The following is a 24684-nucleotide window of genomic DNA, read 5'->3' as shown; positions in this document are numbered from 1 at the left end:
CACCCTTTCTGATTTGCATGACACGAACGGTCTGGCGACAGGTCGGAACGACCCGTCGATGACGGCGCAACATAATTGCCATATTCGGCAACGCCAGCCCTGAAATGCAGTTCGTCGGGGTGAATCAGGCGTTCGTCGAACGAGAAAACGCGGCAACCGCCTCGCTGTCGAACTGGAGCGAGGCGAGCCGCGCGTAGAGCCCACCCGCCTGGCTCAGGCTTTCGTGCGTGCCCTGCTCGACGATGCGACCGCCGTCCATCACCACGATCCGGTCCGCCTTGCGCACGGTGGCGAGTCGGTGCGCGATGACCAGGGTCGTGCGGTTCTCCATCAGATGTTCGAGCGCATCCTGCACCAGCCGCTCGCTTTCGGCATCGAGCGCACTCGTCGCTTCGTCCAGCAGCAGGATCGGGGAATCGCGCAGGAGCGCGCGGGCAATGGCGAGGCGCTGGCGCTGGCCGCCGGACAGGCGCGCGCCGTCCTCGCCCAGGAATGTGTCGAGGCCCTGCGGCAGTTCGCGCAGGAAGCGTTCGGCATTGGCGACGCGGGCCGCCTGCCAGATCGCCTCGTCGTCGGCTTGCCAGTTGCCATAGCGCAAGTTGTCGCGCGCGGAGGCGGCGAAAAGCACGCCCTCCTGCGGCACCAGCGCGATGCGGCGGCGGATTTCGGAAGGATCGGCGGAGGTCAGCGGCACGCCGTCGATCTTGATGGCGCCGCCCTGCGGGTCGTAGAATCGCTCGGCCAACTGGAACAGCGTGGACTTGCCCGCGCCGGAAGGGCCGACGATGGCCACGGTTTCGCCCGGCTCGATCGAAAGGCTGAAGTCGTGCAGGGCCGCCAGTTCGGGGCGTGAGGGGTAACGGAACGTCACCCGCTCGAATGCGAGCTTGCCCCGGCCCGGCGAAGGCAGTGCCAGGGGGCGAGCGGGCGCGGTGATCGTGGGATGCTCGCTCAGCAATTCGGCCAGGCGGCTGGCCGCGCCGGCCCCGCGCACGAGATCGCCGTAGACTTCGGTCAACGAGCCGAAGGCGCCCGCGACGATGCCTGCCGTCACCACGAAGGCCGCGATGGTTCCGCCGGTGATCGAGCCTTCCGCAACGCCGATCGCGCCGCGCCACATGATCACGGTGATCGACCCGAAGATCAGGAACATGATCACCGCCGTCATCACCGCGCGCAGGGCGATGCGGCGCTTGCCGGTCTCGAAAGTACGCTCCACCGCGCCGGAGAAGCGCTCCAGCTCACGGCCTTCCTGGTTGAACGCCTGGACCACGCGCAAGGCGCCGAAAACTTCGCTGGTAGTGGCGCCGATGTCGGCCACGCGGTCCTGGCTCTGACGGGCGACCACCCGCAGGCGGCGGCCGAACGCGGCGATCGGCAGGATCACCAGCGGGATCGCCACGACCAGTCCCAGCGTCAGATGCGGCGCCAGCACGAAGAGATAGGCCACGCCGCCCACCGCCATGATCGCATTGCGCAACGCGACCGAGACCGTTGTGCTCACCACCGTCTCGACGATGGCGGTATCCGCGGTCATGCGCGAGGCGATTTCCTTGGGGCTGTTTTCCTCGAAGAAGCTGGGCGACAGGGTCAGCAGGTGGCGCTGCACGCGCAGGCGCACGTCTGCCACCACGCGCTCTCCCAGCCAGGACACGCTGTAGAAGCGCACCGCCGTCGCCACCGAGAGCACGATGACCACGCCCAGCAACATCACGAACCACCAGCGGATCGCCGAAGGATCGGCGCCTTCCGCGAAGCCCTGGTCCACGATCTGGCGGAAACCGTAGGGGATCGCGAGCGTCGACGTGGCGGTGGTCAGCAGCGCGAGACCGGCCACGGCCATGCGTCCGGGATAGTTGAACAGCTCGCGCCAAACCATGCGCAGCGCCCCCAGGCTTCTGGAGCGCGCAGCCTTGGCTTCGACGCCGGCATTCTCTGTCTCGGGCATCCCTGCTTGCCCCGCTTTGGCTTCCATGTGCGCGGCCTTATCCTGTCCCCGGCTTCAGGAAAAGACATATGAAAAGCGTCTTTGCGATCAACGGGATCGCCCGAATTGCACGCACCTTTCCCGCCTCGCCCCGGATTTGCCGCATTGCACGCGCAACGATTCAGTCTCAAATGGACTTTATAGACCTTGCAGGAATGGTCGGCACCGTTTCGCCGTCCGGGAGACGCACTTTGCTTTACAATGCCTACGAATTGCAGCGCACCATGCTCAGCGGCGCCGCCGCATGGGCTTCAGTGGGTGCCGAACTTCTCAGCAATCCAGCCCTGCCGATGGGGTACTTCGGGTTCGGCCCGGTGATGGCCTCGGCCCTGGACGTCTTCGCCCATGCCGCCGCCCCGCGCGGCAAGCCGGCTTTCGGTATCGATACGGTCACCACCGGCGGCCAGTCCTTCCCCGTCACCGAATCGATCGTGCTGCGCCGCCCCTTCGGCGACCTGTTGCGCTTCACCCACCCCGGCCTGCCCAAGGACGCGCCGAAGCTGCTGGTCGTTGCGCCGATGAGTGGCCACTTCGCCACCCTGCTGCGCGGCACCGTCGCCCGCATGCTGGAAAGCAGCGAAGTCTACATTACGGATTGGGCCGATGCGAAGCTGGTGCCCGCCGACGCCGGGCGCTTCGACCTTGACGATTACATCGATTACGTGATCGGCTTCGTGGAGCATATCGGCCCCGGCACCCACATGCTTGCGGTGTGCCAACCCTCGGTCCCAGCCTTCGCAGCCGCCGCGATCATGGGCAAGCAGCAGCACCCCTGCCGCCCGGCGACGCTGACCATGATGGGCGGCCCCGTCGATACCCGCGAGGCGCCCACCAGCGTCAACGACGTGGCCATGCAGCAGCCACTTTCCTGGTTCGAAAACAACGTCATCGCCACCGTGCCGCTCACCTATCCCGGCGCCGGTCGCAAGGTCTATCCGGGCTTCCTCCAGCTCGCGGGATTCATGGCGATGAACCTCGGCAACCACATGATGAGCCATTACGGGATGTTCAAGCATCTCGTCGAAGGCGACGGAGAAGGCGCGGGCGCCACCAAGGCCTTCTACGACGAGTACCGCTCGGTCTGCGACATGACTGCGGACTACTATCTTCAGACCATCGAGCACGTGTTCCAGAAGCATTCGCTGCCCAAGGGCGAATTCGTCCATCGCGGCGAGCGCATCGATCCGGCCGCAATCCGCGACACCGCGCTGCTCGCCGTAGAGGGCGAGCGGGACGATATCTCGGGGATCGGCCAAACCAAAGCCGCGCTCAAGCTGGCTACGCACCTGCCGGATAGCAGCAAGAAGTATCATCTGGCGGAAAACGTCGGCCACTACGGCATCTTCAACGGCAGCAAGTGGCGCACCCGCATCGCCCCGATCCTGGAGGACTGGATGCGCCAGCACGCCCGGAAGCCGGAGGAAGCCGCAGCCTGACGAATCGCTTGCACGGCAGGGGTGATCTTCCCCTGCCGTGCCTATCCCGCGACTCGAGCCCGCTGGCCGGGTGGGATCGGCAGGCCGGTTAACCTTTGCGGCGACCTGCCCGCATCAGCGGAACCCTTTGACAATCGTTATGGAATCCTTCGTGGATTTAGGTTAACCTCCCGGTATGGAACAGACGTTGGGTCGGCGTGCTGTCCTCATGGGTGGACTGGCAGCGGGCGCAAGCCTGGCATTGCCGTCGCGCGTGCTGGCAGCGGAAAATGTGTTTGGAACAACGGCGGGACAAGTCGGACCGGCCGCCTCGCCCGCCCTGGGCGCGAGCCCCCTTGGCGCGGTGCCCAGCGCTCTCACTCCTTACCAGCGGCGGGTTCTGGATGTCGCTTCCCGGCAGTTGCAACGCGTAGGCTCGCAGATCTGGCGCCGCGACCTGGTGGGCATCGCCGATTTCGCGCAGCCTTCATGGAAGCCCCGCTTTCACTTTGCTAATCTTGAATCCGGTACGGTGCGTTCGTTCCTGCTCGCCCACGGGCGCGGTTCGGACCCGATGCACAGCGGCTGGCTGCAAAGCTTTTCCAACCTTCCGGGCTCGGAAGCCACATCGCGCGGGGCTTTCCTCACCTGCGAATGGTATTCGGGCAAATATGGCACCTCGATCCGCCTCAAGGGTCTGGACAACGACAATTCGATGGCGCTCGAACGCGCGATCGTGATGCATCCGGCCTGGTACGTCGACGCCGCGATGATCGAGAAGTGGGGCAAGCTCGGCCGCAGCGAAGGCTGCTTCGCCATGAGCAATGCCGATTTCAACGAAGCGCTCTGGCACCTTTCGGGTGGGCGCCTGCTGTTCGCGGACCGCATCGGCGAATATTGAAGCCGGTTCATCACCGCATGCCGAAATTCGCCATACCGAAGCCTCTTCCGGTGGATTAGACACCCCGCAGACAGGGTGTTACGGATCGGGCATGAACGGAAATCTCGCGGGATTCAGGAAAGACGCGCCCACCGACGCGCGGCAGGTGCGCTCGCGCAAGGCATTGAACGCGGCCATGCTCTCCCTGCTGGAGGAAAAGGCCTTCGACCAGATCACCATCCGCGATATCTCGGCGCGGGCGGGGACCGGATATGCCACGTTCTTCCGGCACTATCCCACCAAGGAAGCGCTGCTGGGCGACGTCGCCTCTGAAGAGATCGCCGGGCTGCTGGCGCTGTCCATTCCCCTTCTCCACGCCGCCAACAGCTATGAATCCACCTTGGCGCTCTGCACCTACGTCGGGCAGCACCGGGCGCTCTGGTCGGCACTGCTGGCGGGGGGCGCCGCGGGAATCGTGCGTGACGAGTTCATCCGCCAAGCACGCGGCTTGATCGAGGGCGTCGCCAGTCCTGCCCAGTGGCTACCGCAGGATCTGGGCGTCGTGCACGGCACCGGCTCCACGATCGACATTCTGGCCTGGTGGCTGGCCAAGGGGCAGGACCAGAGCGCCGAAGACCTCGCCCGCATCCTCCACCGCCTGGTCATCGCCCCGCTGGTGGGCGACAGCGTAGCGCCTCGATGAGCGGATTGGACCACGCCGACTGGCCGTTGTTCGGCTGGATCGACGATATTCGCGGACCGCTGGCAGAAGCGCTGGCCGATGGACAGGCTGCCGCTCTCGCCACGCTGTTCGAGGTGGAAGGCAGCGCGCCGCGCGGTCCTGGCGCGCAGATGCTTTTCGTTGCACCGAAGCACGGCGGGGAAATCCGGGCCAGCGGCTATTTTTCGGGCGATTGCATCGAAGGCGACGTGGCCAGCCATGCCATGCTCGTGCTTGCGGACGGCAGCCCTCGCCGCCTCCACTACGGCACCGGCAGTCCCTGGATCGACATTCGGCTGCGCTGCGGCGGCGCGCTGCACGTGCTTGTCGAACGTATCGCGCCGGACAGCGCCGCAGCCGCCGAACTGCTGCGCCATGCCGCCGCGCGCCGGGCCTGCCGCTGGCACAGCGACGGCACGACCCAGCGCGTGACCACCGACGACGGCCCCCTGCTCGATGTGGCCGAAGCCCCTTTCGCGATGGCCCGCCGCTACGATCCGCCCCGCCGCCTGATCGTATCCGGCGGCGATCCTGGCGCCCTGGCCGTGGCGCAGCTCGGCGCCCTCTCGCAATTCGAGACCATCCTGCTGAGGCCGGACGGCCCCGTCGAACCGCCTCCGTTCCCGGTGGCGCGCTACATGCGCGGCGAACCGGCGGAGGCACTGGCCGAACTCGGGGTCGATCGCTGGACCGCCTATCTCGGCGCCACGCATGAGGATCATCACGATCTCGGCGGCTGCCTGGCCGCGCTGCGCGGCGGGGCGGGCTATGTCGGCATGATCGGCGCGAAATCGCGCGCTTCGGCACGCCTGGGGGCGCTGGAAGCGGCCGGAGCCACGGCAGAGGAACGCGCCCGGCTCAACCTCTCGCCTGGCGTAGCCGGGCTCGGCAAATCGCCCTGGGAGGTCGCCACGGGGATCATGGCGGAGATCATGCAGGCGCTGAACCCGGCGCGCGAACGAGCATGACCCCGCTCCGGCAGATGGCCGCGCTGGTACTCGCCGCCGGCGCGTCGCGGCGATTCGGCGGCGACAAGCTCTCGGCCATGCTGGAGGGCGAGCCCCTGCTGTTCCACGCCATTCGCGCCGCCCGCGCCGCTCCGGTCTCACGCGTGATCGCGGTCGCGCGGCCCGGGCTCGACTGCGGGACATGGGATGGCGGGCCGTCCGTGGAGGTACTGCGCCTGAATAGCGACGCGCTTTCCGTATCGCTCAGGGCCGAGATCGCCGCTCTGGCAGGCGTGGACGGCGTGTTCGTGTTCCTGGGCGACATGCCCAAGGTGCCGCACGAGGAAGCGACGCGCCTGGGTTCCGCTATCGGCGATGGCATCGCGGCCCTGCCGCGCCATGGCGGGAAGCCGGGCCATCCGGTGCTGCTCACCTCGCGCCTTTTCGCCGATATCGCCACGCTCACCGGCGACGAAGGCGCGGGACGCCTGCTGCGCGGCCGAACGGACGTGGTCTTCGTGGAGAGCGACGATCCGGCCGTGCTCCTCGACATCGATCGCCCGGAGGATCTTTCGGCTCTCACTGGCAGCGCTACGTCGTCCCGGACTTGATCCGGGACCGCTGGCCGTGAACAGCTTACCCCCCGGCAGGGAGCTTTCCCGCCAGGTCGCGCCTAAAGAATTGCCAGCGGTCCCGGATCAAGTCCGGGACGACGTTCTTCTGCGCGGTTCAGGCGCTGCCGGTCTGGCTCGATAGCAGCGCGGGATCGATGCCCTCGGCGCGCCATGTCGCAGTCCAGCGATTCTCGACGGCGGTGTCGAACAGGATTTCCGGGTGCGGGTCCGCCGCATACCAGCCGTGCTGCCGCATCTCGCCTTCGAGCTGCCCCGGTGCCCAGCCGGCGTAGCCCAGCGCCATCAGCCAGCGCTCGGGCCCGCGCCCTTCGGCAATGGCGCGCAAGACGTCCATCGAGGCGGACAGCGCGCAGAGCGGATGCACCGCAACGGTATCGCTGCCACCCCAATCGGTCGAATGGAGGACGAACCCGCGCCCCGGCTCTACCGGACCGCCTTCATGTACCTCGCAATCGGGCGCCATGCCGGGCTCGATCCCCAGCTCTTCCAGGATTTCGTGAAAGCGCACTCCTTCTCGCAGCCGACCGACGCCGATGGCCAGCGCCCCGTTCTCGTCATGGACGCAAAGGACGCTCACGCTGTGGTCGAAGCGGGGATCGAACATGCCCGGCATCGCCAGGAGGAGTCGCCCCGATAAGTATTGTTTCTCGGTCACATTGCAAATGTAAGAGTCTGTCTGGAAAATGCCCAGAGGCATTTTCGGTGCGGCACCGGCCGCGATATTCGCCCATAGGGAATTTCCTGACTAACTCTTCCCCTTCGCCGGGGACGGCAAGCGGCTTGCGCTTTCCCGCCCTGCCGCCGCGCTCTATGCCGCTTTCAAGCAACCAAGGAAATTCGCTTGAGCCTGTTGTTCGAACTGCCCGAAACGCCCACCGTCTCCGTGCTTGGCGAAAGCGCGCGCTATGGCGTGCGCCGCATCTTCTGCGTCGGCCGCAACTATGCCGCCCACGCCCGCGAACTGGGCAATGCGGTGGATCGCGAGGCGCCGATCTGGTTCACCAAGGCTCCGGCCGCGCTCTGCCTGTCGGGCGCGACGATTGCCTTTCCGCCGGGCACCGAGGATTGCCACTACGAGATGGAACTCGTCGTCGCATTGGGCGGAGAGGGTTTTCAGGTTCCGGCCGACAAGGCGATGGACCTTGTCTACGGCTATGCCTGCGGCCTCGACATGACCCGGCGCGATCTCCAGAATGCCGCCAAGGCCAAGGGCTACCCCTGGGACACCGGCAAGGACTTCGAGAACGGCGCCGTGATCGGCCCGATCACTCACGCCGCTGCCTTCGGCCCATCGGGCGAGCAGCGCATTACCCTCGCGAAGAACGGCGAGATCAAGCAGGACGCCCCGCTTTCCGAGATGATCTGGAGCCTCCCCGAACTCATCGCGGACCTCTCGCGCCTCTACCACCTCGCGCCGGGCGACCTCATCTATACCGGCACCCCCGCCGGCGTCGGACCGGTGGCGCCGCGCGACCGCCTGGAAGGCCGCGTCGAGGGGCTGGAGCCTGTGGTGCTGGCGATCGACGCCGCCTGACATGATCTGCCTGAACACCCGCGCCGCCTTGCTGACCGGTTGCGCCATTTTTTTCGCGACCCCCGCCCTGGCCGACGAAAACGCCGAGCCGAGCGGCCCGATCATCGTCACCGGCCACGGCCTCGAATCGGGCCCGGCCACCCCGGCCTACGACGTCGAGACGATCGAGCGCGACGCGGTGATCGCCAGCGCCTCGGGCCGGATCGAGGACGTGCTGAATTCGGTGGCGGGCTTCTCGCAGTTCCGCCGTTCGGACAGTCGCTCGGCCAATCCCTCCTCACAGGGCGCCACCCTGCGCGCGCTCGGCGGCAATGCGTCGAGCCGTACGCTGGTCCTGCTCGACGGCGTACCGGTGGCCAACCCGTTCTTCGGCTACATCCCCTACAGCGCCATCGCGCCCGAACGGCTTTCGTCGATCCGGGTGACTCGCGGCGGCGGGTCGGGGGCCTTCGGTTCGGGCGCGGTGGCCGGCACCATCGAGATGACCAGCGCCGGGCCGGACCAGATCGGCGCCCTGCAAGGCAGCGCCCTCGTCAACGACCGCGGTGAGACGCAGACCTCGGCCACGATCGCGCCGAAGCTGGGCGCGGGCTTCCTCGTCGCCAGCGTACAGTGGGACCGGGGCGAAGGGTTCTGGACGACGCCCAGGGAACAGCGCGTCCCTGCCTCCGCCCGCGCGGCCTATGACAGCTGGTCGGCCTCGCTGCGCGCCGTCGCCCCGCTGAGCGAGTCGGTGGAATTGCAGGCCGCCGTCCTCGCCTATGGGGACGAGCGCACCTTGCGCTTCAAGGGCGCCGATTCGACGTCGGAAGGCCAGCAGGCCTCGCTACGGCTGGTCGGCCGGGGCGACTGGCAGTTCGACGTGCTCGGCTATGTGCAGGCGCAGGATTTCTCGAACGTGGTGATCAGTTCGAGCACGTACCGCAAGACGCTCGACCAGCACCGCACGCCCACCACCGCCATCGGCGGCAAGGCCGAGCTGCGCCCTCCGATCGGCGAGGACCATGTGCTGCGGATCGGCACCGACTTGCGCCTCAGCGCCGGCCGCCTGCTGGAATTGCCATATCAAGCAGGCCAGATCGACGAAGTGCGCCGCGCGGGCGGCAACCAGTCCGACCTCGGCTTCTATGTCGAGGACGACTGGACCCTGGGCGACCTGGTGCTCACCGCCGGTGGCCGTGCCGGTCGCTGGACGATTCGCAACGGCTTCTATCGTTCGGTCAGCCCGGCAGGCGTGGTGACGCAGGACGATGCCTATGCGAATCGCTCCGGCTGGATGGCCAACGGACGCGCCGGGCTGGTCTGGCACGCGAGCAAGGCCGTAAGCCTGCGCGCCGCCGCCTATACCGGCATGCGCCTGCCCACGCTCAACGAACTCTATCGTCCCTTCGTCGTGTTCCCAGTGACGACCGAGGCCAATCCCAACCTCAAGCCCGAGCGCCTGCGCGGCTATGAGGCGGGTATCGATATCCGTCCGTTGGACGCGCTGACGCTGTCGCTCACCGCCTTCGACAACAAGGTGAAGGACGCGGTCGCCAACGTCACGCTCAGCGGCACGACGCGCGAGCGGCAGAACGTGAACGCCGTACACGCGCGCGGTGTGGAAGCGACCGCTGCGCTCGATCTCGGCAAACTACGGTTCGACGGCTCGCTGGCCTGGACCGACGCCAAGGTCCGCGCAGACGCCCCGGATTTGAATGGCCCGGATCTGGACGGGAAACGCCCCTCGCAAACGCCGAAGTTCGCGGCCAGCGCCACGCTCGCCTGGCTCCCGGCCGAAGGCTGGCGCTTGGCGGCGACCTTGCGTCACGTCGGCGCGCAGTACGAGGACGACCTCCAGACTTACGTGCTGCCTGCCGCAACGACGCTCGACGGCTATGTCCAGGTGCCGGTCGCCGGGCCGCTCTCGCTGGTGCTGCGCGCGGAAAACCTCACCGACGAGGAGATCGTCACCCGCAACCAGAACGGATCGATCGACCTTGGCACGCCGCGCACGTTCTGGGCCGGCTTGCGCGTCGCGCTGCGCTGAACCACGACAGGCCGTGCATGAGCACCGTCCCGTCGCAGCGCGCGCACTGGCGCAAGGGCTCGCGCATGCATAAGGAAGCGCGATGCCGCGCCTGACCGTCAACGATCATCCGGTCGAAATCGCCATGGATCCGCAGACGCCCCTGCTTTGGGGCCTGCGGGATGGGGCGAATCTCACCGGAACCAAATACGGCTGCGGCGTGGGCGACTGCGGCGCCTGCACGGTGCTGGTGGACGGAGCCGCGCTGCGCGCCTGCATCGTCACCCTAAGCGAGTGCGAGGGGCGGTTCGTCACCACGATCGAGGGATTGTCGGCGGATCGCTCGCATCCGATGCAACAGGCCATGGTCGCCGAACAGGCGATCCAGTGCGGCTTCTGCACGCCCGGCATCGTCATCGGCGGCGCCGCGCTGCTGGCGCGCAATACGAATCCCAGCGAGGCGGAAATCCGCGAGGCGCTTCCCAATCTCTGCCGCTGCGGTGTCTACCCGCGCCTGATCGCCGCCGTGCAGCGCGCCGGCCGGGTCATGCGGCGTGAGGAAACCATCAGCGCCGCCCCGGCGCCGGGGATCACGCCGCAGGACGCCGCCCGCAAGGTGCCGGCGCTCGCACCCCTGAAAACAACATCATCCGAACCACAGGAGCAACGCCCGTGAAGGCGACCATCTGGCACAATCCGAAATGCGGCACTTCGCGCAAGACGCTGGCGATCCTTGAGGAAACCCCCGGCCTCGAAGTGGAGGTGATCGAGTATCTCAAGACCGCGCCTTCCGCTGAAAAGCTGGGCCAGCTCTATCGCGATGCCGGGATTACGCCGCAGCAGGGCCTGCGCCTGCGCGGCACCGAAGCGGCCGAGCGCGGCCTGCCCGAAGCCGACGACGCCACGGTGCTGGCCGCCATGGCCGCCGAACCGGCGCTGATCGAACGGCCCCTCGTGGAAACCGAAAAGGGCGCCAGGCTTTGTCGTCCTCAGGAAAAGGTCCACGAGATTCTGTAAACGTAGCGTAACAATGGCCGACGCTTGCTTGCAAAGTCGTCCTCGATCTGTCACCGAATCGCCCTTCGCCGGACGACAACAAACGCGAGAGCTTCCTCCAGCATGACCAGTACCGAGCTTGCCCGAGAGGCGCTGCCCCAGCGGATCAAGCGGAAGATCAAACACAGCCTTGGACCCTGGGGCGTGTTTCTCGAAGGCTTCCTGCGCAATCCCGTGATGGTCGGATCGATCGTTCCGTCCTCGCGCTTCGTGATCAATCGCATGCTGGGCCCTGTAGACTGGGCCAACTGCAAGCTCTTCGTCGAATACGGCCCCGGCGTCGGCACGTTCTGCCGCCCGGTGCTCGACCGGCTGGGGCGTGACGGTCACCTGATCGTGATCGACACCAACCCGCTGTTCATCGACTATCTGCGCCGCACCATCACCGACAGCCGCTTCACGGCGGTGCTCGGCTCGGCGGCCGATGTCGAGGATATCGTGCGCGCTCATGGCCACGAAAAGGCTGACTACGTGCTGTCCGGCCTGCCGTTTTCGACGCTGCCCGATGGCGTCGGCCCGGCGATCGCTTCCGCCACCTACCGCGTCATCCGCCAGGGCGGCGCGTTCCTGGTCTACCAGTTCACGCCCAAGGCGCGCGAATTCATGGCGCGCCACTTCAAGCGGATCGACAGCGGCATGGAAGCCATCAACGTTCCGCCCTGCTTCCTGTTCTGGGGCTGGAAGGACGAGGACTGAGAACGCGCCGAACGGCGCTTCCCGGACTGCCTGACCGAAAAGGCCGGCGCTTCCCGCGCCGGCCTTTTTCGTTTGCCGCTATTCGAATGCCCGCTATTCGAATGTGCGCGTGGCCTGCGCCGCACTCGGTCCGGCAAGCTGGCGGTGGACCTGCGCAATAACCGCGACGAAGTAGAGTGCCATGATCGTGGCCATGATCGATTCGACGATCGCCGCAACCACGCGGACGACTTCGGCAGGCGCCAGCAAGGCGATCGGCAGGGTCAGGATATTGCCGAAGATCATCAGCACCACCATCGCCAGTCCGAGCAGCGCATAGAACCCGAGCAGCCGGGCGGTGTGGCCCTTGGTGAGCGTCCACGAACGGCCAAGCGCCATGATCGGGTTGAGGGTCTTTTCCACCGCCACGACCGGCGCCGTCACGGAGAAACGCACGAAAACGGCTACTCCGACGGCCAGAGCGATGGCCAGCCCGATGGCGGCGCCCAGGTTTCCGCCCACGGCAGCCAATACGCCCGCCACCGTCAGGACCACCGCTCCCAATCCAAGGCCGAGCAGGATTTGCGCCACCAGATAGGGAACCAGCCCCTTCACGCCGGCGCGAATCGCCTCGCCCACGGTCGGTCGCCGGTCGGTATCGAGCAGACAGAGCAGCGACAGGGTGCCGGCGGCCTGAAGCAGCGCAAGCGGAATCATCACGGGCAGGACCGAGGTGTAATAGGCCTTCACCGCCGCCATCACCTGCTGCTCGTTCATGCCGGTGCCCATCTCGGGCTGCGGATAGAAGATCGCGAAGGCGAGTTGCGGCACCAGGAAGAATACGCCCGCCAGCGCCAGCACCACCTCCCGGTTGGCGGAAACCGCTTGGGATGCCTGGGTCCAGGCCCTGTTGCTGTCGAACTTCATAACTGCTCCTGATGCCGACCAATACCCGCAGATGCAGGCCGGCCTTTCAAAGTCACTTGATAACCGCAGGGAATGACGCCACGCAACGCGACATGACTTTTCCCGACACGCTTCCCGGTGATATCGAACTGCGCATCAGCGCCGAACCGGTGCCCTACCGCGCCGCGCTTGAGGAAATGACGGAGCGAAATGCCGCCATCGCCGCAGGAGAAGCGCGCGAACTGATCTGGCTGCTCGAACATCCGCCCGTCTACACCGCCGGCACCAGCGCCGACCGCACAGAACTGCTCGACCCCCGATTCGAAGTGGTCGAGGCCGGACGCGGTGGCCGCTATACGTACCACGGCCCCGGCCAGCGCGTCGCCTATGTCCTGCTGGACTTGCGCAAGCGGGCGCGCGATGCGCGCGGCTTCGTCCACGGCCTGGAAGGCTGGGTGATCGACACCCTCACCGATTTCGGCGTGGAGAGCTTTCGCAGCGAAGGCCGCATCGGCATCTGGACGCAGGATGTCGACGGGCGGGAAGCCAAGATCGGCGCGATCGGCGTGCGCATCCGCAAATGGGTGACGATGCACGGCTTCGCGGTGAACATCCGCCCGGACCTGTCGCACTTCACGGGAATCGTCCCTTGCGGGATCGACGAGTTCGGCGTCACCAGCCTGACGCGACTCGGCCGCGAGATCGATTTCGCCACCTGGGACCAGGCCCTCATTGCCCGTGCACCCGCGTTCCTGGCCGCGCTGAACCGTCCCTGCCCTCCGGAGAAGCCCGCATGACCCCGCCCCGGAACGCCGCAACGCAAGCCGCCAGGCTGGCCCTGTTCCTCGCAGCTTCGACCTGCCTCGCGCTGGGTGGCTGCAAGAAGGAGGAAAGCCCCTCGCAGAAGGCCGCCGCCGGCGCGAAAATCCTGCCGCGCTCGGTAGCGGACGATATGCTGCCCTATGACACCGTGCGCTCGCAGTCGCCGCTCGCCGACCCCATGGCGAATACGGCGCCTTCGCGTTCTTCCGCGCGCGGATCGGCCAGCGAGGCTGCGGCGCCCGAAGACACCGCGGCCGATGCCGCCGCTGCTGCCGCCGCCGAGGTCGAGGCGGCAACGGCGGAGTAAGGCGCTCAGAGCGCCTTTTCGTAGATCGCGTATTCCCGGTTGATCTTGCTGTCGATGGCGCCGGCGATGGCCACCATGCCCTGGTTGTCGTCCAGCACCCAGCCGATCTCCCCGCGCTTGGCGCCGAACTGGCTGACAGCCGCGCGGCGGATATATTCGATCATCATGAAGGCAAGCTGGCTGGCGAGTCGCGAAGACTGAAGCTTCTTGCGCACGCCCATCAGCGGCACGCGCATGTCGGCGGGATTCGGCTTGCGCAGCCAGAGCAGCAGCCTGAGCAGGCTCAGAATCGATGGCTTGCCCTTCGGCCCGTTCAGCCGCTTCTGCGCCTGGTTGAGGTCCGGCCAAGTCATCATGAAGGCCACCGGCTCGCCCTCGTATTCGGCGATGCGGATCAGGCTGGGGTGGACCAGCGGCTTCAGCGCCTTGCCGGTATATTCGATTTCCTTGTCGGTGAAGGGCACGAAGCCCCAATTGTCCGACCAGGCATCGTTGAGGATATCGCAGATCAGCGCCGCTTCCTCGTCGAATCGCTTGGGATCGACCTCACGGATGCGGATCTTGGCGTTCTTCTCACCGGAAGAGACGATGCGCTGGATCAGCGGCGGGAACTGATTCGTCACGTCGAGTTCGTAAGTATAGAGCGTCTTCACGCGGTCGTAACCGGCGCCCTCGATCCACGGCCGGTAAGCCGCGTCGTGGTGCGCCATCATCACCATCGGCGCGTGATCGAAGCCTTGCACCTGAAGCCCCGGCTCTTCCCATACCGACAGGTTCATCGGCGCCAGCACGCGGGTCATGCCCTCCTCGCGCAGCCACTGTTCGGCAGCGGCGATCAGCGCGCTGGCCGCTTCCTCGTCCTCCGCCTCTATCGCGCCCCAGTTGCCGGTGCCCGGCCCCATGCCCTGTTCGGGAGGCTGTTTCAGCGCCAGTTCATCGATATGCGCCGATATGCGCCCGACGACCTCGCCGCCGCGCTTCGCCAGGAAAAGCTGGCCATGGGCGTGATCCCAAAAGGGATTCTTGCCGGGCGTGAACTTGGAGATTTCCTCCGAGCGCAAGTTCGGCACCCAGTTTTGATCTGTCGCATTGTGCCGATAAGCGTAATCGACAAAGGCAAGCCGGTCGGCCTTGCTGGAAACGGGTGTGATGACTAGTTCGGCTTTGGCCACGATCCTGCCTTTGTTCCGCTTTATGGGAATTGCTTGGATCGCGACCTGCGGTCGGTCCCTGCACCTTGTCAAGCAGGACCGCATGGCAGGGCCGCCTGCAAAACACGCGCCGGGCCGGTTATGCCCGGAGACTTTTGGACTCGAATAGTATGATTGCCCAGGAAGCCATCGATCTGTCGCCCACCTTGCGCGAAGCCCCGGCTGCGCGTGAAAGCGCACGCCCGCGATCTTCGGAGATTCCCGACGACAAGGCCATGCTGCGTGCCGCCGTCGAACTGACGCGCGACATCTCGACTGCCCGTCCCGAGATCTACTGGCCCGACATGCTGGGTTCGACCGCCGTCGGCTATGCCGCGCTCGCGGGCGCTATCCTGGCGGATAATACCTGGGCAGTGGCAGCTCTGGGCATCGTTTCGGCCCTCGCGCTCTACCGCGCGCTGCTGTTCATCCACGAACTGACCCATATCCATCGGGACGCGCTGCCCGGGTTCCGCTTCGCGTGGAACCTGCTGGTGGGCATTCCGATGCTGATACCCTCGCTGATGTACGAGGGCGTCCACACGATCCACCACACCCGCACCCGCTACGGCACCGTGGAGGATCCCGAATACCTGCCCCTCGCGCTGATGAAGCCGTGGAGCCTGCCGGTCTTCGCGCTTACCGCGATCCTGCTGCCGGTGGCACTGCTGATCCGCTCGGCCCTGCTAGTGCCGCTGGGCGCGGCGATCCCACCGCTGCGCAAGCTGGTGTGGGGACGCGCCTCGGCACTTGCCATCAACCCGCAGTTCAGCCGCCGCCCCCCCGAAGGCGCCTTCGCGCGCATGGTGTTCTGGCAGGAACTGGGGTGCTCGGTCTGGGCGATCTCAGTGCTCGTCGCCAGCTATGCCTACGGCTGGCGCCCGCTGCTGATCGCGCTCTGCGTCGTCTCGCTGACCGCCTTCCTCAATCAGGTGAGGACGCTCGTCGCCCACCTGTGGGAGAACGACGGCGATGCCATGACGGTGACCGCCCAGTACCTCGATTCGGTGAACGTGCCGCCTCCGGCCCGTTTTTCGGAACTCTGGGCTCCGGTGGGCCTGCGCTATCATGCGCTTCACCACCTTCTGCCGTCGATGCCGTACCACTCACTGGCCGAGGCACACCGCCGGCTCGCCGCACAGTTCGGTTCGGGATCGACTTATGCGAAGGCGAACTATCCGGGCCTGATGCCGCTGCTCGAACGACTCGCCAGAAGCACCATGGGCACCCGCTGACAGCTCATAAAAAAAGCCCCGCCGAAACGCGGGGCTTTTTTCTTATTCCTCGGTTCGTATCAGCACCGTCTCGCCGATCAGCGCGAAGAGCACGAAGGGGGCCCAGGCCGCGATCAGCGGCGGGTAGCCACCGAAATTACCCATCGCCAGAGCCGCGTTGTCGAGCACGAAATAAGCGAAACCCAGCGCCATGCCGATGATCGCACGGATGAGGAGCTGTCCGGAACGGGCCAGGCCGAATGCGGCGATCGCGCCGAGCAGCGGCATCAGCACCGAGGAGAACGGCCCCGAAAGCTTGTGCCACCATGCGGCCTCCAGCTCGCTGGTCCGCCGCCCCGCCACCTTCATCGCCTCGATTGAAGCGGAAAGCTGGAACAGGTCTTCCGAATCGGCATCGATCTTGGAGATCACGATCTTGGCCGGCGTGATGCCGGGCGCCAGGACAGTCGGCTCCAGCCGCGTGGTCGTGGTTGTCGCGACATCGAACTTGACCGGATTTTCGAAGCGCCAGCCCGGATTGGCGAAGGCAGCCCGATCGGTGCGATATTGCTCGACGATCATTCCGTTCGCATCGCGGCGGTAGAAGGTGACGCCGTGCAGCACCATCCCTTCGCCCTGCCCGTCCAGGCTGGACGCCATCAGCAGGTCGCGCCCATCGGCCAGGTAGAGGTTCGCCTTGACCCCCGGGTTCTTGGGTATCTGCCCATAGTCCACGGCCTGCCAGGCGTTCAGCGTGGCGGTGGACCGGGTGACGATCCGCTCGTTGAAGGCAAGGCTGCCCAGCGAGATGATCAGCGCCGTCAGGATCAGCGGTGCCAGCACCTGGTGCGCCGAAAGCCCGGCCGCCTTCATCGAGATGACTTCGCTGTTCTGGTTGAGCGTGGCCAGCGTGATGATCGTCGCCAGCAATACCGAGTAAGGCAGGAAGCGGGCGATGAGCTGCGGAACCCGCAAGGTCACGTAGTAGAGCAACTGCTCCTGACCGTTGCCGGGGAAGGCGAGGATATCCCCGCTTTCGCCCAGAAGGTCGAGCATCTGGAGCACCAGCACCAGCATGAACAGCACGGCCAGGATACGGGTGAAGAACAGGCGCGCGAGATACCAGGTCAGCGTGCGCGAGGGGAAGAATTCCAGCTGCATCTCAGGAAGGGTCCGCAGGTTCGGGAAGGAGCGGTCCGCGCTTGGTGCGCTTCAGCAGGGACTTGAGCCGCTTGACGACGATCTCCGCGCCCTTTTCGAGCCAGCCGATCGCCTGGCCGCCCGGAACGTAGGCGACTCGCCAGTACATCCATAGGATCAGCGCGGAAAAGACGAAGAACGGCCCCCACAGGCCCAGGATCGGGTTCATCCTGCCCAGCGAGGCCACGTCCGCCGCATATTGGTTCACCTTGTGATAGGCCACGACCATCACGATCGAGACGAACAGTCCCAAGGCCGAAGTCGAGCGTTTGGGCGGAATAGCCAGCGCCACCGCAAGCAAAGGCAGCAGCAGCATCATGATCACTTCGACCATACGATAATTGAAGTTCGCCTGGCTGGAGATCCGCTCTTCCTTGGGCAGATCCTTGTTCCAGCCGAGCTTGGCCAGTTCGGGCAGGAGATACTCGCGATCCGAACCGCCCCGCTTGCGGAATTTCTCGATCTGCGGAAGCTCGATCGGCAGATCATGCCGCGTGAAGGAGAGCACGCGCGGACTCTTTCCCGGCATGTCCTGGATGATCTGGCCTTGGTCCAGCCGCAGGATGATCGTGTCGGGCGCGCCCTTCAACGCCAGGAACTTGCCCTCGCGCGCCGAGATCGACAGCACCTGCCCCTTCTGGTTGGCGACCCGCGCGAAGATGCCGATCAGGCGGCGACCATTGTCGCGACTCTCGTCCACGCGCAGCGCGATGCGATCCTTCAGCGCGTTGAATTCGCCGACTTTTATCGAAGCGCCGAGCGCGCCGGATTTCAGCTCGTAATTCAGCTCTTCGTAGTAATAACGCGCGAGCGGCTGGAGATAGCCGACAATGGCGAAGTTGAGCGCCGCCAGCAGCAGCGCGAGGATATAGGGAACCCTCAGCAGCCGCGTATAGCTGAGGCCGACGGCACGCATGACGTCCAGTTCGCTCGATGTCGCCAGCTTTCGGAAGGCCAGCAGGATGCCGAGCATCAGGCCCAGCGGAATCGCCAGGCTGGCATATTCGGGCAGAAGATTCGCCAGCATCTTGAAGACCACGCCGATCGGCCCGCCTTCCGTTGCCACGAAGTCGAACAGCCGCAGCATCTTGTCGAGCACGAGCAGCGACGCCGCGAGCACGAAGATGCCGAGCATCGGCATCAGCACGAGGCGAAAGATGTAGCGATCTATGGCGCTGAGAAATTTCACGCTGAAAGTTTCACCGGAGGTGTGTCATAAAACCGTGCACCCCAAGCCCTTAACGGCTTGGCGCCTAGGGGCAAAGCGAATTGTCTTGCGACGTTCCGCCTCCCCGCCCCCTCATCCCCCGCCATACGACCAGCCGGAACCGGCCTGCGCCGAAGCGTGGCGCGGCTGCCCGCCGTTCCGCGCCCGATGTCACAGTTAAATCGCCGTTACAGCGGTTGTCTTTTCGCCGCCACTGCGATCATGGCGGTGGAACGTCGCAAGGTTCCGGCAACGATCCGGAACCACTCCCCGAATAGGGCCGAAGGCTTTCCCGAAAAGCCGAAGCCCTGCTGAAGATCGTGCTTGTGGAACAATCCTCCGTGCGGGCGCTGGTCGCCGCTTGCCGCACTCTCCCCGATATCGCCGATCCCCTGCTGGAACAGGAACTCCTCAGCTTCGCGCGCCGTGCCCGCACCGCCTCGCGCGGCGAAGCGGCCACGATCGTGCGCGAGGCCATGCTCGTCATGGGACGATGGGCGCGGGAGATCGACGCGGTCTGCTGGCGGGAACGGGAGGAACGCGCCGCACGGCTGCTGCAAGACGGCATCTGCGGACGCGCGGCCGTGACCTTGCTTCCGCAAGGCGTCACTTACGAGGTGGAAACGCTGAGCCCGCTGCATGACTGGGCCAGTATCACCATTGCCGAGCTGGGCTTCCAGACCGAGGCCACGGCACATTCGGTTGCCGCCGCGCTAATCGCGGCGCAGTTTCAGGCGATCGCCCAAGCACTTCGGGAAACCGCGCCACTTCGGGAAACCGAGCGTTCTGATTCGGTCTGAGTGGTGAAAGGCCAGGGCGGGGTCGCCGAGAATCTCGCTCAGGCTTTTTCCAGCGTGCACTGGAGCGGGTGCTGGTTCTGCCGCGCAAAATCCATCACCTGATTCACCTTGGTTTCGGCGATTTCGTAGGGAAATATCCCGCAGACGCCCACACCCTTCTGATGAACGTGCAGCATCACCCGCGTCGCCTGTTCAAGATCCATGTGGAAGAAGCGCTTCAGCACCAGAACCACGAACTCCATTGGAGTATAATCGTCGTTCAGCATCAAGACCTTGAACTGGCTTGGCTTTTTCGGCTTGGCACGCGTCTTGGTGGCGATGCCGAGCTGATCGTCGCCATCGGCGCCGCCGTCATGCCCATCGGAATCGTCGTCGCCTGCCGAACGAACGACCGTCTTGGGCGGTTCTGCATGCGAACGAACGCGATGCGCGGGCGCGGGAAAGGGCAATCTGGAATCAGCGGCGAGGGATAGCATGATGAGAGAATATCGTATTGCAGCGTCCGGAAACAAGATGCGCCGCCTATTTTGACGGCAAGATCATTCCCGATGACGACAGAACGGTCGGGTGGGAGAGCCCACCCGACCGTTCAAAAGAGGCGTAAGTTCGCCCGGCGCGGCTTAGGCTGCGACCTGGCGGGCCTTCTCGACGGCAACGCTGACGCGGCCGGAGATCGGCGCGATCGTGTCGCTGAACAGCTTGAGAGCGGCTTCGCTGTTCTTCGAACCGTAAGCCACGGCGCTGTCGAAGTTCTTGCGCAGGATGTCGCCCTGGAGCTTGAAGAAGTCGGTGGGCGACTTGGCGGCAGCGAGTTCCTTGATGTCGCCGGTGAAGGTTTCGAAAGCCGAGCGGCTTTCAGCCACCAGCTCCGAACCGAAGCCCTGGAGGCCCTCGGCGAAGATCTTGCTCGATTCGAGAACGGCTTCGACGTTGCCCTTGGCGAAATCGCCGGCTTCGCCGAACGCAACCGAGCTCTTCTCGAAAGCGGCCTTGGCCTTGGCCTGAGCTTCGGTCACGGTGTCCTGGAAACCGGCGAAGTTAGCGCTAATGTCCATCGTTTTTTCCTCGAGGATGAAGGGTGTAAACAATCCTGCAAACATATTCGTCTTGGATTCGGCGGTCTCTGCCGCCTTGCTCTCAGACAGCGACGGCGCCGCGGCTGCGGAAGCGGCCTTGGCTACATCGCTGATCGACTTCGACACTGCGGGCTGAGCCGCAGCGACCGGAGCCTTGACCGGTTGAACCGGAACCTTCTTGGCGGCTGCCTTCGTAGGCGCCACGGGTGCCGACACCTTGGGTGTAGGCGCGACGGGCGCTTTTGAAACAGGCGCCGGCTTCGAAACCTTCGGCGCGGGCGACGGCTTGGCGACTTTCGCCTTCACAGCCTTTTCCGGAACCTTCGCCGCCGAGGCTATCGGCTGTGGAAGGCCGGGAAGCGTCTTCGCCGGCTTGGATTCAGAGATCTTCGAAACCGCCGGCTTCGGAGCGACGGGCGTCGCTTCGATTGGCTTAACCGACTTGGCGGCTTCCGACTTGGCAGCGTCCGGCTTTACGATAGCCGAATCCGTGCCTTCCGGCTTGCCTGGAACGCCCTGATCCGCACTACTCTTGATCGGAGCAACCGGGGTCTTCGCCGCTGCGGCTTCATAAGCCTTTGCAGCCAGCGCGTCGTCTTTCGTCTCTTCCTGACCGGCCATTTGACACTTCCTGCTTTTCTACGTGCAATCTGGTCTTGGGCGGATCGCAAGCTGGCAGGTGGGCAAGCGGACCATCATCCGCGTTCAGACCAACCTCTCCCGAGTGCGATTCGAAAAAGTCTTTGCTGCGACGCACAATACGGCTGTGCAATGGCGAAGTCAATCAACTTATGCTGCACTGCAACATAACCTAACACGCGGGAGAAATCCCGCACCCCAAGGCTTGCAGGCAGGTTGATCGGGTACTCTCGAGTTACGGCGAGGCCTTTCAGGCAACGTCTTAGCGCTTGCGGAAGTTCCGGGAAATACGGGTAAATAAGGGGTCGCGCGAATTTGTTCGACGACGCCCCCATCGCTACGCATCGTCGAACCGAATGCTGCGGTGCCGGGAATGCAGCCGCAGATGCCGCCAAAACGGACGTAATTTCGCGGACGTCTTTCTTTCCGTCCGCCGCAAGCGCGGCGCGGTCTATCCGGGCCGAGTCGCGCGCTCTGCTATCGCATCGCCACATAGCGGCCGGGCGCATCCTCGATCGCCTTGTCGCCGCGCCCGCCCGGACGCCGCTTGCCGCGCGCGGCAACTTCCGCATTGTCCAGACCGCGAAGCCACTGGGCCCAATGCGGCCACCAGCTGCCCGGATGCTCGCGTGCGCCCGCGACGAACTCCGGAAGGCTGTCCGCCTGCGAGTCGTTGATCCAGTACTGGTACTTGTTGGAGCTGGGCGGATTGACCACGCCGGCAATGTGCCCCGAGCCCGCAAGCAGGAAAGTCCACGGCCCGGCCAGGTAGTGCGTCAGCTTCCAGACGCTTTCCGGCGGGGCGATGTGGTCCTCTCGGCCGGCCTGGATATAGGCCGGCGTCGTGATGCGATGAAGGTCGATGGGTACGCCGCAGGCCTGCATGGAATCGGCCACGACCAGACGGTTGTCGCGGTAGAGGTCGCGCAGATAGGCGCGGTGCCAACGGGCCGGGAGGTTGGTGACGTCACCGTTCCAGTGGAGCAGGTCGAAGGCGGGATAATCCTCCCCCTTGAGATAATTCTTCTCCACGTAGTTCCAGATCAGGTCGTTGCCGCGCAGGACGTTGAAGGTGGCCGCCAGATAGCGCCCGTCGAGATAACCCTCGGGTGAGAGCTTGCCGAGCGTCTCGATCTGCGCATCGTCGACGAAGTGCTTCAGGTCGCCCGCTTCCTCGAAGTCCACTTGCGCGGTGAAGAAGGTGGCGCTTGCCGCCTTGTCGGCTTCGCCCTTGCGCGCCAGCACGGCCAGCGTCGCCGCCAGGGTCGTTCCCGCGACACAATAGCCGATGGTGTGGACCGAGGGCACGTCCAGCCTGTCGCGCACCACGTCGATCGCCTCGATCTGCGCGCCGATATAATCGTCCCAGGCGAGATCGGCCATCGTGGCGTCGGCGGACTTCCACGAGACCATGAACACCGTAACCCCCTGCTCCACGGCCCAGCGCACGAAGCTTTTCTTGGCGTTGAGGTCGAGAATGTAGAAGCGGTTGATCCACGGCGGGAAGATCAGCAGCGGGGTTTTCAGCACCTTGTCGGTGGTCGGCGTATATTGAATGAGCTGATAGAGCGGGGTTTCGAACACCACCTTGCCGGGCGTGACCGCGATGTTCTCGCCCAGCACGAAGGCGCCGGGGCGGGTGTGGGTCAGCTGACCCTTGCGCAGATCGTCGAGCAGGTTCTCGAACCCCCGCACCAGGCTTTCGCCACGGGTGCGGTTGGCCGCTTCCAGCGCGACCGGGTTGGTCAGCGGGAAGTTCGCCGGGCTCAGGGCGTCTACCATCGCGCGCGTGGCGAACAGGAGCTGCGCCTTGCGGGCCGGCTCCAGGCCTTCGGCCGCTTCCGCCAGGCCCAGAATCTCGGCCGAGAGCAGGAGGTAGACCTGGTGCAGCACCGCGAAGAACGGTTGGCGGCGCCATTCCGGATCCGCGAAGCGACGATCGCGCAGCGGCAGTTCGGGCTCTGCTTCCCGCTCGGCGACGGCATTGGCTCCCAGACCGTATTGGCCCAACACGGCATTGATCAATGCGGAGACACCGTTCCACAACCGCTGCTGCACTTCCGGGCTGGCCAGCGGCAATTGCCGCACGACGCTTTCGGCCGTGGCGATCCACTTGACCGGATCGGCGTAGTGGGGCGGGCTGTCCTTGGCCTTGCTGAGCTGCTCGACCTGATAGTCGGTCCAGATCGTGTGCATCCGGCTGGCGACTTGCGCCCATTGCACCGTGCTATCGGCCTGCTGCGCCCCTTCGGCGGGAACGAACTGGCCGAAAAGTCCGGCCATCTGACCGAAGGCCTCGCCCACGGACCTGCCGTCCTGATTGCGGAACATCTTCGTGAACAGTTCGGTGGCATCGGTCGCCATAAGCGGTGCAACTCCGGTGCGAGTGGGGCGACCCGGACGAATCTCCCGGTCCATTCCTAGCCTGCTGTTCCTATCGATTGCCAGCCCTCAGGCCAACCGGACAAAAGTTGCGCATTTCACGCCGAGGCGCCTGCAACAATTGCGCATCGGCCATTTGCGCTGGGCCGTTAATACCCTACAGGAACCCGCGCGGCACTTTCGCCGTGTGTTTTATGGATTCTCAGAGGTCATGGAAGACGAGTTCTACCGCATCAAGCGCCTGCCGCCCTACGTTATCGCCGAAGTCAACGCGATGCGTCATGCGGCACGCCAGGCGGGCAGGGACATCATCGACCTCGGCATGGGCAACCCGGACCTGCCGCCGCCGGAGCACGTGATCGACAAACTGTGCGAAGTGGCGCGCAAGGAAGACGCCCACGGCTATTCGGCCTCGAGCGGCATTCCCGGCATCCGCAAGGCGCAGGCCAACTACTACGGCCGCCGCTTCAACGTCGATCTCGACCCCGAGACCGAAGTGGTGATGACGATGGGTTCCAAGGAAGGCCTCGGCAGCCTCGCCACCGCGATCACCGCGCCCGGCGACGTGGTGCTGGCGCCCAACCCCAGCTACCCGATCCACACCTTCGGCTTCATCATCGCCGGTGCGACGATCCGCTCGGTGCCGACCACGCCCGACGAACGCTATTGGGAATCGCTGGACCGCGCGATGGCCTTCACCGTGCCGCGCCCGTCGATCCTGATCGTGAATTACCCCTCCAACCCCACGGCCGAAACGGTGGACCTGGCCTTCTACGAGCGCCTCGTGGCGTGGGCGAAGGAGAACAAGGTCTGGATCCTGTCGGACCTCGCCTATTCCGAGCTCTATTACGACGGCAACCCCACGCGCTCGATCCTGGAAGTGCCGGGCGCCAAGGACGTGGCGGTGGAATTCACGTCGATGTCGAAGACATATTCGATGGCGGGCTGGCGCGTCGGCTTCGCGGTGGGCAATCCCAAGCTGATCGCGGCGCTGAAGCGCGTGAAGTCCTATCTCGACTATGGCGCCTTCACGCCGATCCAGGCGGCGGCCTGCGCCGCGCTCAACGGCCCGCAGGACATCGT

General features: G+C 65.3%; 24 protein-coding genes. 15 read left to right on the top strand and 9 right to left on the bottom strand.

Translation table 11 applies throughout. The annotated features are described in order from the left end of the window. Positions 1-124: 124 nt before the first annotated feature. Positions 125-1948 (bottom strand): ABC transporter transmembrane domain-containing protein, encoded by a 1824-nt coding sequence (locus RT424_RS14640; protein WP_409521506.1) that lies wholly within the window; start codon positions 1946-1948, stop codon positions 125-127. 230 nt (positions 1949-2178) lie between these two features. Here RT424_RS14640 and RT424_RS14635 point away from each other — a divergent pair, with 230 nt between their 5' ends. The 5 genes from RT424_RS14635 to RT424_RS14615 all read left to right on the top strand — a co-directional run bounded on the left by RT424_RS14635 (position 2179) and on the right by RT424_RS14615 (position 6561). Further along, entirely contained in the window at positions 2179-3423 is a 1245-nt protein-coding gene (locus RT424_RS14635) for a polyhydroxyalkanoate depolymerase (protein WP_313439725.1), read from the top strand. 175 nt (positions 3424-3598) lie between these two features. Continuing rightward, positions 3599-4303: a murein L,D-transpeptidase catalytic domain-containing protein gene (locus tag RT424_RS14630; protein ID WP_313439661.1), complete on the top strand. Its 705-nt coding sequence runs from the start codon at positions 3599-3601 to the stop codon at positions 4301-4303. A gap of 91 nt (positions 4304-4394) precedes the next feature. After that, positions 4395-4985, top strand: a complete 591-nt coding sequence (locus RT424_RS14625; protein ID WP_313439659.1) for a TetR/AcrR family transcriptional regulator — start codon at positions 4395-4397, stop codon at positions 4983-4985. Then, entirely contained in the window at positions 4982-5971 is a 990-nt protein-coding gene (locus RT424_RS14620) for an XdhC family protein (protein ID WP_313439657.1), read from the top strand. Before RT424_RS14625 ends, RT424_RS14620 begins: the two co-directional genes overlap by 4 nt. Beyond that, complete coding sequence (locus RT424_RS14615) at positions 5968-6561, top strand: nucleotidyltransferase family protein (RefSeq protein WP_313439654.1); 594 nt, start codon at positions 5968-5970, stop codon at positions 6559-6561. Before RT424_RS14620 ends, RT424_RS14615 begins: the two co-directional genes overlap by 4 nt. Before the next feature lie 118 nt (positions 6562-6679). Here RT424_RS14615 and RT424_RS14610 read toward each other — a convergent pair whose 3' ends face one another. Then, the gene (locus tag RT424_RS14610; protein ID WP_313439651.1) at positions 6680-7189 is read right to left on the bottom strand and encodes a YqgE/AlgH family protein; all 510 of its coding nucleotides are present in this window, start codon (positions 7187-7189) and stop codon (positions 6680-6682) included. A gap of 237 nt (positions 7190-7426) precedes the next feature. On the opposite strand from RT424_RS14610, the gene RT424_RS14605 reads away from it, so the two are divergent. The 5 genes from RT424_RS14605 (at position 7427) to RT424_RS14585 (ending at position 11879) form a co-directional block, all read left to right on the top strand. Further along, on the top strand, positions 7427-8119 hold the full coding sequence (locus RT424_RS14605) for a fumarylacetoacetate hydrolase family protein (protein ID WP_313439648.1): 693 nt from the start codon (positions 7427-7429) through the stop codon (positions 8117-8119). A gap of 1 nt (position 8120) precedes the next feature. Next, entirely contained in the window at positions 8121-10148 is a 2028-nt protein-coding gene (locus RT424_RS14600) for a TonB-dependent receptor (RefSeq protein WP_313439646.1), read from the top strand. Between the two features lie 82 nt (positions 10149-10230). Then, positions 10231-10803 carry a (2Fe-2S)-binding protein gene (locus RT424_RS14595; RefSeq protein ID WP_313439643.1) on the top strand — a complete coding sequence of 191 codons (573 nt, stop codon included), beginning with the start codon at positions 10231-10233 and terminating at the stop codon, positions 10801-10803. After that, positions 10800-11144, top strand: a complete 345-nt coding sequence (gene arsC / locus RT424_RS14590) for an arsenate reductase (glutaredoxin) (protein WP_313439640.1) — start codon at positions 10800-10802, stop codon at positions 11142-11144. The genes RT424_RS14595 and arsC overlap by 4 nt, the downstream gene beginning before the upstream one ends. A gap of 102 nt (positions 11145-11246) precedes the next feature. Beyond that, a complete protein-coding gene (locus tag RT424_RS14585) occupies positions 11247-11879 on the top strand; it encodes a methyltransferase domain-containing protein (protein ID WP_313439637.1) in 633 nt (210 codons plus the stop codon). A gap of 93 nt (positions 11880-11972) precedes the next feature. Here RT424_RS14585 and RT424_RS14580 read toward each other — a convergent pair whose 3' ends face one another. Continuing rightward, complete coding sequence (locus tag RT424_RS14580) at positions 11973-12785, bottom strand: hypothetical protein (RefSeq protein ID WP_313439635.1); 813 nt, start codon at positions 12783-12785, stop codon at positions 11973-11975. Between the two features lie 92 nt (positions 12786-12877). Here RT424_RS14580 and lipB point away from each other — a divergent pair, with 92 nt between their 5' ends. Both lipB and RT424_RS14570 read left to right on the top strand, forming a co-directional pair. After that, positions 12878-13561, top strand: a complete 684-nt coding sequence (gene lipB / locus RT424_RS14575; RefSeq protein ID WP_313439632.1) for a lipoyl(octanoyl) transferase LipB — start codon at positions 12878-12880, stop codon at positions 13559-13561. Continuing rightward, on the top strand, positions 13558-13893 hold the full coding sequence (locus RT424_RS14570; RefSeq protein ID WP_313439629.1) for a hypothetical protein: 336 nt from the start codon (positions 13558-13560) through the stop codon (positions 13891-13893). Before lipB ends, RT424_RS14570 begins: the two co-directional genes overlap by 4 nt. 5 nt (positions 13894-13898) lie before the next feature. Here the strand turns inward: RT424_RS14570 and RT424_RS14565 are convergent, their stop codons facing one another. Further along, positions 13899-15065 (bottom strand): N-acetyltransferase, encoded by a 1167-nt coding sequence (locus RT424_RS14565; protein WP_313439626.1) that lies wholly within the window; start codon positions 15063-15065, stop codon positions 13899-13901. A gap of 149 nt (positions 15066-15214) precedes the next feature. Between RT424_RS14565 and RT424_RS14560 the strand changes: the two genes are divergently transcribed. Continuing rightward, on the top strand, positions 15215-16318 hold the full coding sequence (locus RT424_RS14560) for a fatty acid desaturase (RefSeq protein WP_313439623.1): 1104 nt from the start codon (positions 15215-15217) through the stop codon (positions 16316-16318). A gap of 42 nt (positions 16319-16360) precedes the next feature. On the opposite strand, the gene lptG is transcribed toward RT424_RS14560, so the two are convergent. Both lptG and lptF read right to left on the bottom strand, forming a co-directional pair. Continuing rightward, positions 16361-17458: an LPS export ABC transporter permease LptG gene (gene lptG / locus RT424_RS14555; RefSeq protein WP_313439620.1), complete on the bottom strand. Its 1098-nt coding sequence runs from the start codon at positions 17456-17458 to the stop codon at positions 16361-16363. Between the two features lies 1 nt (position 17459). Next, on the bottom strand, positions 17460-18686 hold the full coding sequence (gene lptF, locus RT424_RS14550; protein ID WP_313439617.1) for an LPS export ABC transporter permease LptF: 1227 nt from the start codon (positions 18684-18686) through the stop codon (positions 17460-17462). A gap of 344 nt (positions 18687-19030) precedes the next feature. Between lptF and RT424_RS14545 the strand changes: the two genes are divergently transcribed. Next, the gene (locus RT424_RS14545) at positions 19031-19504 is read left to right on the top strand and encodes a hypothetical protein (protein ID WP_313439614.1); all 474 of its coding nucleotides are present in this window, start codon (positions 19031-19033) and stop codon (positions 19502-19504) included. 38 nt (positions 19505-19542) lie between these two features. On the opposite strand, the gene clpS is transcribed toward RT424_RS14545, so the two are convergent. From clpS to RT424_RS14530, 3 genes are all read right to left on the bottom strand, one after another. Next, entirely contained in the window at positions 19543-19980 is a 438-nt protein-coding gene (gene clpS, locus RT424_RS14540) for an ATP-dependent Clp protease adapter ClpS (protein WP_313439612.1), read from the bottom strand. A gap of 144 nt (positions 19981-20124) precedes the next feature. Then, positions 20125-21201 (bottom strand): phasin family protein, encoded by a 1077-nt coding sequence (locus tag RT424_RS14535; RefSeq protein WP_313439609.1) that lies wholly within the window; start codon positions 21199-21201, stop codon positions 20125-20127. 495 nt (positions 21202-21696) lie between these two features. Next, complete coding sequence (locus RT424_RS14530) at positions 21697-23583, bottom strand: class I poly(R)-hydroxyalkanoic acid synthase (RefSeq protein ID WP_313439607.1); 1887 nt, start codon at positions 23581-23583, stop codon at positions 21697-21699. Between the two features lie 229 nt (positions 23584-23812). On the opposite strand from RT424_RS14530, the gene RT424_RS14525 reads away from it, so the two are divergent. Next, positions 23813-24684: aminotransferase class I/II-fold pyridoxal phosphate-dependent enzyme (locus RT424_RS14525; protein WP_313439604.1), on the top strand; the 872-nt coding region annotated here is incomplete at its 3' end.

Source organism: Novosphingobium sp. (genome assembly GCF_032093395.1).
Taxonomy (GTDB): domain Bacteria; phylum Pseudomonadota; class Alphaproteobacteria; order Sphingomonadales; family Sphingomonadaceae; genus Novosphingobium.
This window is presented reverse-complemented; position numbering and strand designations above follow the sequence as displayed.